Here is a 933-nt window from a genome sequence, read left to right as displayed (position 1 = left end):
GTGGGCGAGGTTGTCGTGGTCGGTGGTGCCGGCCCGGGACCAGGGAACACTGTGGTCGATCTCGCAGTGCGCGGCTGCCCGGTTGCAGCCGGGGAACCGGCAGGTTTCGTCGCGGTACCGGAGCCAGCGCCGGAGCAGTGTCGAGGGCAGTCGTGCGGTGCGTCCCATGGCCAGCGCGTTGGTCTCGCCTCCGACCAGCAGGGGCGTGAAGTGGCGGCTGATCGCGGCCAGCTCCCGTGCCGAGGCCGGGCTGAGCGGCCCGTAGCCTTCCAACTGTGCCGGGTTGTCGGTGAAACCCAGAAGTGTCTGCACGTCCATCGTGACCAGCACCTCCGCGCCGCTAATCCCGCGGCCCGAGTACCCGGGCCCGCCGCTTACGCCAGCCCCGCTTTCGCTACCGGTGTTCGGGGCGGGGGTGGTGAGCAGGTCCATCAGGACGTCGGCCCGTAACTGGGTCAGGGTGCGGGCCTCCTCGGGGCCCTGCACGGCCCTGGCCAGGTCCGTCACCCTGCCGAACACCCCGGAGGCCGTGACTGCGGGCAGGTAGGCCGAGAGCCAGCACATGCCATCCCTGTCGGGGATCAGTTCCAGGCGCCGGTCCGCGGCGGCCTTGGCCTGGCGCACCGGAATCGCCTCGGGATGGTGACGCTCGCGCTCACGCCGTCCCAGTCGGGCCAGCTGGGCACGGGTCCGTCCCGGAGCCGCCGCCAGCAGGCACCGCTCGTAGTCCGCCCGGCCGGAGGATGGAACACCCTCGGATTGCTCGATGATCTCCGTGGCATGGTGATAGAAAATCCTCCCGCGGCGCAGGGCCACCAGGGTATCGGGGAAATCCCTGCACAACGCGTGACTGGTGCGCAGCAAAACCCCCGCGGTGCGCTCCGACAGCGACAGGGTACAGGCGATCTCCGTCACCGTCAGGCTCGTAGCCAA

Annotated in this window: 1 protein-coding gene; it reads right to left on the bottom strand. The window is 70.2% G+C overall.

Annotated elements, in window-relative coordinates:
- Positions 1 to 915: HNH endonuclease signature motif containing protein (locus Y704_RS0116620; protein ID WP_216699007.1), on the bottom strand; the 915-nt coding region annotated here is incomplete at its 3' end.
- Positions 916 to 933: the final 18 nt, after the last annotated feature.

The sequence above is a fragment of the Arthrobacter sp. Br18 genome, assembly GCF_000520555.1.
In the GTDB taxonomy this organism is placed as follows: Bacteria; Actinomycetota; Actinomycetes; order Actinomycetales; family Micrococcaceae; genus Arthrobacter_D.
This window is presented reverse-complemented; position numbering and strand designations above follow the sequence as displayed.